The sequence below is a fragment of the Psychromonas sp. genome, assembly GCF_047632995.1.
Taxonomy (GTDB): domain Bacteria; phylum Pseudomonadota; class Gammaproteobacteria; order Enterobacterales; family Psychromonadaceae; genus Psychromonas.
The window spans coordinates 1-7,905 of the sequence record NZ_JBLIEK010000138.1; the positions used below are offsets into that span (position 1 = coordinate 1).

Here is a 7,905-nt window from a genome sequence, read left to right on the forward strand (position 1 = left end):
CTGTTGCGAAATCTCCCGTATATTTACGGCCTAACTTTTCAAGTTCATCTACGCTCATAATAATTGATTTAGGCTCTGCACACCTAGCGCTGTTATTTTGATTAGATCTCGATGTTGCTTCTAAATTTTGTTGTACCTTACAAAACTGCCCCATAGAAAAATTGACTGCTTTTAAGTAATCACGAAAAACAGTGGCACTGGTATTTGTGTAGCAGTTAACAATTGCTTCAATATCAGGGTTATCTATATTGTCGCTAACCACATTTATTGTCTTTATCATTGCGCTTTCACCATTTGAAAAACCACCTAACTCGCCTATCGATTGATAAATTATGTGCTGTGCTGTGATATTCTCGACTTCATTTTTATCTTCTGAAAGAAAATAAACACCCAAAATAAGAATGACTATAAAACAACCAAAAATAAGCAATGCACTACCAAAAACTTTCATGGTTTTAATGTTTTTCAAGATATATTTACCTCTCTTAATATGCTGTTCTGGTTTTTATTATATATCTCTTTAATTTCCTCTTTTTTTTTCACATATACAACCCTCTTTACCTAGAAAACCGCAGCAAGTATGGCTAAATTTAATACCAGTTTTGATTGTAGTGGTATAGTTATTTGGGTCACAAATATAGAGGAAATCAGCTTGTTTTCTAAGGCGTTTTGTGCCCATTGCGCCCTAGAAAGCTAACTCGCAAACGCCCCAAGCCTTACAAAATTATAATCAGTGGCCAAATTAACTTAGCCACGACTATGTGTTTCGTTCTCACCAGATACTAGCTTCAATGGCGTATGAGTTACGTGGCAGACCTAAAGGTGTGATGTTTCATTCTGATCAGGGGGGCATTACACAAGTAAAAAATACAGGAGATTATTATGGTGCTTTCAAATAACTCAAGCATGAGTGCAGGGGAAACTGATTGGATATTACAGCCAAGTCTTTTGGCTACAAGCATAATAGTGGCAACTATAATGTTATTGCCATTCATCACATGTTACAGGTTCACCGCCGCTACTTTATTTCACTTTAAGTGGTTAAGATGGCTGACTGCATCTTTTAATTGCTCATCTAGTTCTTCATGCTTTAATCGTTGTTTTTCATTATCAAAATTGTCAAAAAAACTTGGTATAGATAAACTAGCTTTGATAATCCCATTAAAATAAGGCGCGGATTGAACAGCAGTAGCTAAAACACTTGAAGCTCCCATAGAGCCTGGAGATGTTGCTAGAAGCACCATTGGTTTTTTTTGATAAACTTTAGGTTCAATGCGAGAGCACCAGTCGAACAGGTTTTTATACGCAACGGTATAAGAGCCATTGTGCTCCGCAAAAGAAATGATAATGCCGTCACTCTCACTAATTTTAGCTAAAAAATCCTTTGCTAATTTTGGATGCCCCAACTGTTCTTCTTTCTCTTGGCTGTATAAAGGCAATTCATAATCGTTTAAGTCCAACACCTCAACTTCTACTTTTCTTAATAAGCTTGCCGCATACACCACTAATTGTTTATTAATTGATTTTGTATGGTTGGTCGCTGCAAAGGCAATAATTTTCATAACTTTATCCTGTAATTAACAATAAAAAACATAAAGATATCTGTATCAGATATTGTAGTCTAACAATCATAGTTATAAAGCGCCCCTATCACCTAATGAATTTTGTGCCCCTTTACGAGTTAGAAAGCTGAGGCGCTTACGCCCGTACCCCGGGTTAGATATTCACTTGACAAGATAAACGGATTAACGGATGTTTCATAAGTTTACGACCAATGAGGGTGTGGAGGGAACACTGCCCGAATAATAATCGGCATTTACATTCTATCCAACTCATCTTCAACCCGCGTCAAGGGCTCGTCTAGTATGGCTGTGAACAGCTCCTTCTGATCGAATTTCTGCCGCTGCGGGAGTTGTGCTTTGACTCTGCTAAACACTTATGCGAGAGGGGCAATATCCCGGTGCACAGGATATTTATTTAGGATGGTATTAAAACAGGATTGATGTTTTAGCTGCCATAATAAAATCATTTTTATGCAACCCTTTAATGTTATGGCTCCACCAAACCACGGTCACACTGTCGTACTCAACGACCATCAACGGATGATGGTTAACCGAACCTGCTAGCTCTGCCACGGCGTTGCTAAAAGCGATCGAGTGGCCGTAATTCTTGGTGTTAAACTGGCGCGTTAATTTATTAATGCCCTGCTCCTTAATCACTTGCCAGCCATCCACTTCCGGCAGAAATTCATTAATTTCATGGTCATTAAGCGGTGTGGTACTTTTATCACACGCTTTGCAGTGTAATTGTTGTAACTCTGGCATAATATTTCCTTTATTTTTGCAAATGATAATAGGCGGGTTTAGTGGCTAAGCGGTTATCATCAATCTGTTTACCGACGGTAAAATGATAGAGGCTTTGCCACTGTTCTCCTTTTAACCCTAACAATTCGTGCATTTGGTCGTCAAAGAAACAACCAATACCTGTGCCGCGCAAACCAAAGGCCTCCGCTTGTAAATATAATACTTGCCCAATTAATCCGGTTTCCCAAAATAGCGTCGGGTAGTGGCTAGGATTATCTGTGAGTACGGCCTCAAATTGCGCCAACATAGCGAGTGAAAAAGCGCTATCTCCCGCGATATCTTGATTACAGCTAATTGTTTTGGCAATGCTTCTAAAATCACCGTTTTCTAACAAATACAATGGCTGTGCTTCTAGTACTTGTGTCCACTCAAAACGGCGGTCCATTTGCATTTTTAATAAAGGCAGATGCATCTCATTACGTAGCCACAGATACAAACCTGATTCTAGCCCTGTGACATTATGTACAAACAACAGCAAATGCACTTGTGCTTGACAGGGTAATATTGAAAAAGGAATGAGATTGTTCGGTAAGGTTTTGTGCAGATTATGCAAAAAGGTGTTTAATGGCAGCGTGCTACTAGCTTGCCGATAACTTTGTGCACTGCGCCGTTGGCGAATAATCCTTTCAGCACTTTCTAGGTTATTTGTTTCAACCCTGTCTATTACTTGACTAGCGCCCCTTGTATTACCCGCTGCCGTTAGCGTTAAGCGCTGTTGCTGGCTGGCTAAGAAAACTTCGTCAATAATCGGCCACGTCTGATGATCTTTACTGAGTTGATTAGCGAAGTGCTTATAATTGAGATCTGCTAGTGAATCAAACCATTGTTCAACAGCTGCTAAGTCGGGTGTGCTGCGGCTTACCCAGCAGACACAATCAACAAACTCGGTTTCAGCTGGCAACCGATTGCATAACGTGAGGCCTAATATTCTTTTAGCTTTTTCCGAAGGAACGTTTGCTAAAAGCTGAATCTGCCAGCCGTTAAGGTTACAAGCTATGCTCAATGCCCCAAGCGCATGACCTAAATCGTGCTGACAATAACGATAAGCGCGCTCGCCATATTTCCAAGCTTCACGCCAAGCAATGCTGCTGAGCATTAAGGCAAAACCATCCGCGTGTTTTAACCATTGCTGCGCAGCCGCAGGTATTTCGGCCCGTAGTTCAAGAGAATGAAGATAGGGGTTGTAATGCACGCTGCTCGCAGCTTGTGGCCCTAGCTCGGGTAGCAGCAGATAACATTCCGTTGGGTGTAAGTTACCGCTAGATGGGTTGATACGCAGGGCCCATTCTGACCCGTTATATTCTTTCCAGGCAGATAAGCCCAAGCTGAGCTCTAACATGTTAGCAATGGATGTTAGTGTGAGTGGCTCTGCTGGCTGTTCTACTACTTTAAATAGGGCTGAATAGGGATGATTCTTGTGCTGTTTTAATAAAGGTAAAGGCTGTATCTCTGCCCCTTCATAGAGGCGATAGGGCAAAGGTTGATTAGCCCAGTCCATATAACTCGGCGCTCGCGCATACTGGTGCGGATGGTGTTTTGTCTGCTGATGGTAAGATTTGATTGTGTGCAGGGCAGCTTTGGACATGATTGCTCTCAGAGTGATTCGCTTACTGAACACTATAGAAGCAGTTGTGTTTAACTGAAAGCGGCGTTAGGCAGAAATAGAACAAATAACGATTTGGCTGAGATTTCCGTTATTTCTTCCATTGTTTTAATTTTGTAGACGAATGTGACCTTCTCACCGACATTTATTTACCATTAAAGTAGAAATTACCAATTTACTAATGAATACAATCAGTCACTTACAACCAAAGCAACACCAGAAGTAACACTTTAATAATCTACTTTTTATTAGTTTTTTTTCAAGTAATAACGCAAGATGGGACCCCCATATCTTTTTTACTTAAAAAGTTTGAGATCCCATCTTTAGCCTTACGATTTCTGCAAAAGCAAAGAGTTGGCCCTATGCCTTGTGACCCCATGCCTCTTCTTTGCCATTAGCCGCACTTGCTATCACCACAGTTTAGACAAGTCAGACAACCATCCATGGTGATCACCGCTTTCTGGTGACACTTATTACACATGCTAGCATTCTTAGGGAAGCTACCATTATTGCTTTCCTCTGCGTTGTTTTTTGCCATCTGCGCCTTTTTTTCAGCTAGGTAGCGTTGCTGGTGAACATCTGTTTCATCTTCGAGCATACCAATCCGCTTCATGTGGGTTTCAATCACAAAACCTATCTCGGCAACAATGCTCGGCATATATTGCCCAGTACCGGGCTTGAAATATCCGCCTTTGGGATCGAATACCGCTTTCAACTCATCGACGAGGAAGGTTGCATCACCACCTTTACGAAATACCGCAGAGATCACTCGGGTCATTGCAACTACCCAAGCGTAGTGCTCCATACTTTTAGAGTTGATGAAGATCTCGTAAAGGTGGGTCTGCTCATGTTCAGTACCTTCATTGAGTAAAACATCATTGATGGTGATATAAAATGCATGCTCAGAAACCGGTGGTTTAATCTTATAGGTAGTGCCCATTAAAAATTCTGGGCGGGATACCGTTTCATTCATCTTCTGAACCAGATCCTCATTTTTATCTTCAGATGCTACTTTAGTTTTTTGCTCGTTGCTGAGAACCTTGTAGCCAACAATCTTTTTTTCTATTTTAATCGTCATAATTGTTCCTTTCCTACTTATAATTTTCCGTAGTAGCCTTCTTTCAGCGCTTCGAATAGGTTTGCTGCAGTATGTTCTTCGCCATCATAATCAATGATATCGTTACCCTTGAATGTTGTTGTCGAGCCATCTTCGAGAGTGAATTCATACTGTGTATTTTCAAGATCTTTCTCTTTGACCAAAACCCCCTGAAATGCCTCGGGATTGAAGCGGAACGTTGTACAACCTTTTAACCCTTGCGAATGTGCATAGAGGTAGATCCCTTTAAACTCTTCGTAGGAAATATCTGTTGCGACGTTGATAGTCTTGGAGATAGATGAATCTATCCAACGTTGAGCTGCGGCTTGAATATCGACATGTTCGCTTGGAAGCACTTGGTCAGAACTGGTAAAATAATCCGGTAGGTTAGTTTCAGTAACGCTTGCGTCGATTAGTGAGCGATAGGCTAACATCTCAAACGAGTAAACATCGACCGCCCTTTTAGATTTTTTGCCCTCAGTGATGATATTACGCATGTATTTATGGGAAAAACTCGGCTCAATACCATTACTCACATTGTTTGCAATCGACAGTGAAATTGTACCGGTAGGCGCAATAGAAGTATGGTGAGTAAAACGGCAGCCCTTTTCCATAATTGCTTGAATCAGTTCAGGATCTTCTTCGCGAATCTGTTGCATATAACGGCTGTATTGCGCATGCAGCACCTTGCCTTTGACTTTATCGCCAACTTTAATGCCGTTTTCTACCATCTCTGGGCGTTTAGCTAACATCGCAGAGTTGATTTCAAACTCTTCATCCATAATCGGCGCAGCACCTTTCTCCTCGGCCAATTCAACACCAGTACGCCAGCCTTGCAGCGCCATCTGTTTAGATGTTTCTTCAGTAAAGGCCACGGATTCTGCACCACCATAACGGATACCTAACATCGCCAGTGCTGAGCCTAACCCAAGGAAGCCCATGCCGTGACGACGTTTACGCATGAGTTCTTCTCGCTGTTCTTCGAGAGGTAGTCCGTTGATTTCAACCACGTTATCGAGCATACGGGTAAATACTGCCACGACTTTACGGAAACGATCCCAATCAAAACGGGCTTGATCACTAAAAGCATTATCGATAAATTTGGTCAGATTGACAGAGCCCAACAAACAAGCTCCATAAGGAGGAAGTGGCTGTTCTCCGCAGGGGTTGGTTGCGCGAATATGCTCGCAGAACCAGTTATTATTCATCTCATTAACACGGTCGATCAGGATAAATCCTGGCTCAGCAAAATCGTAGGTTGATGCCATGATCACATCCCAAACTCGCGAAGCGCGCATATATTTGTAGACACGACAGGCTACCTGACCATTCTCGTTGAGGATATATTGCTGCTGTTTTGTGTATTCCAAATCAAACGGGCTGTCGCGCCATACGATCTGCTCGCTATCATCAAGTGCTAGGTTATCCGCTTCCACCTCTTTTACTGTCGCAGGGAAACTAAGCGGCCATTGTGCATCTTCTTTTACTGCGGTTATAAACTCTTCAGAGATCAGTAGTGAAAGGTTAAACTGTCGTAGACGACCATCTTCACGCTTGGCACGGATGAACTCTAATACATCAGGGTGAGACACATCGAAAGTACCCATTTGTGCACCGCGACGACCGCCAGCCGAGCTGATGGTGAAGCACATCTTATCAAAAATATCCATAAAGGAGAGTGGCCCGGAGGTATAAGCGCCGGCGCCGGAAACATAGGCATTACTCGGGCGAAGCGTCGAAAATTCATAACCGATTCCACAGCCAGCTTTCAAGGTTAAACCCGCTTCATGAACCTTAGTAAGAATGCCATCCATAGAGTCTTCAACAATACCAGAAACGGTACAGTTGATAGTGGAGGTTGCAGGTTTATAAGCTTCAGCACCGGCATTAGACGTGATACGGCCAGCAGGGATAGCACCATTTTGCAGCGCCCAGAAAAAATCTTTCGTCCACCGTTCCTGCTCGGCTTCGGTCTTCTCAACAGCAGCCGTTGCTTTCGCAACGCGCATAAACGTATCATCCAACGATTGATCGACAGGATTTCCGTGTTTGTCTTTTAAACGGTATTTTTTATCCCAGATATCCCAGGATGCGCCCTGTAGCGGGATCTCCTGAGCAGTTGTTGGGGATACTTTTTTAACGCTGGTTGAGTTCATGTTACTTTCCTTAGAAATACTATATATAGCGCTTTATGTGAGGGCTAACACCATATGTTGTGTTTAAGCGAAAAAGTGTAGCATAGATATTATTCTTTTTTCGGGATCTTGATGAGATATTTTTGGATTTTTGTTTTGTTGTCCGTTGCACGGTAGCTGCTGCGGCTTCCCCATAAAAAATTAAATTATTAATAAGCCAAAATTATGAATTTCCTCGACTCGCTACGGAAATTTCCGTAGCCGCACTGGTTTAGAGAAAAGGCTGGAAGCAGGAGCAAAACCGCCCCCGTCATTCCCGAGTTGTTTTATCGGGAATCCCAGATCTAGCAGAACCATGACTCAACGGGATCCTCAACAAAACACTTTGAGGATGACGGATTGAATCTTTGAGGATGACGCAGCAAAACCGCCCCTCCGTCATTCCCGAGTTGTCTTATCGGGAATCCCAGAACTAGCAGCACCATGACTCAACGGGATCCTCAACAAAAACCGCCCCCGTCATTCCCGAGTTGTTTTATCGGGAATCCCAGATCTAGCAGCGCCATGACTCACCGGGATCCTCAACAAAACACTTTGAGGATGACGGATTGAATCTTTGAGGATGACGCAGCAAAACCGCCCCTCCGTCATTCCCGAGTTGTTTTATCGGGAAGTGATTTGAACGACAGTTCAGTGTCATGAACGGGC

The 7,905-nt window shown here is 42.6% G+C and carries 6 protein-coding genes and 1 pseudogene; 1 reads left to right on the forward strand and 6 read right to left on the reverse strand.

Features of this window, described 5'->3' with window-relative positions; genetic code table 11:
- The coding region (locus tag ACJAT7_RS16405; RefSeq protein WP_415227882.1) for a hypothetical protein at window positions 1–469 on the reverse strand (469 nt) is incomplete at its 3' end.
- Between the two features lie 319 nt (window positions 470–788).
- Here ACJAT7_RS16405 and ACJAT7_RS16410 point away from each other — a divergent pair.
- Window positions 789–907, forward strand: a pseudogene (locus ACJAT7_RS16410) (IS3 family transposase); the annotation flags it as partial.
- Window positions 908–1,028: 121 nt separating this feature from the next.
- On the opposite strand, the gene ACJAT7_RS16415 reads toward ACJAT7_RS16410, so the two are convergent.
- From ACJAT7_RS16415 to ACJAT7_RS16435, 5 genes are all read right to left on the reverse strand, one after another.
- Window positions 1,029–1,562 carry an NADPH-dependent FMN reductase gene (locus tag ACJAT7_RS16415; protein WP_415227883.1) on the reverse strand — a complete coding sequence of 178 codons (534 nt, stop codon included), beginning with the start codon at window positions 1,560–1,562 and terminating at the stop codon, window positions 1,029–1,031.
- A gap of 426 nt (window positions 1,563–1,988) precedes the next feature.
- Window positions 1,989–2,324 (reverse strand): 4a-hydroxytetrahydrobiopterin dehydratase, encoded by a 336-nt coding sequence (locus ACJAT7_RS16420; RefSeq protein WP_415227884.1) that lies wholly within the window; start codon window positions 2,322–2,324, stop codon window positions 1,989–1,991.
- Window positions 2,325–2,334: 10 nt separating this feature from the next.
- Window positions 2,335–3,948 carry a SagB/ThcOx family dehydrogenase gene (locus tag ACJAT7_RS16425; RefSeq protein ID WP_415227885.1) on the reverse strand — a complete coding sequence of 538 codons (1,614 nt, stop codon included), beginning with the start codon at window positions 3,946–3,948 and terminating at the stop codon, window positions 2,335–2,337.
- Between the two features lie 412 nt (window positions 3,949–4,360).
- Window positions 4,361–5,044 carry a hypothetical protein gene (locus ACJAT7_RS16430; protein ID WP_415227886.1) on the reverse strand — a complete coding sequence of 228 codons (684 nt, stop codon included), beginning with the start codon at window positions 5,042–5,044 and terminating at the stop codon, window positions 4,361–4,363.
- A gap of 17 nt (window positions 5,045–5,061) precedes the next feature.
- Entirely contained in the window at window positions 5,062–7,218 is a 2,157-nt protein-coding gene (locus tag ACJAT7_RS16435) for an adenosylcobalamin-dependent ribonucleoside-diphosphate reductase (protein ID WP_415227887.1), read from the reverse strand.
- Window positions 7,219–7,905: the final 687 nt, after the last annotated feature.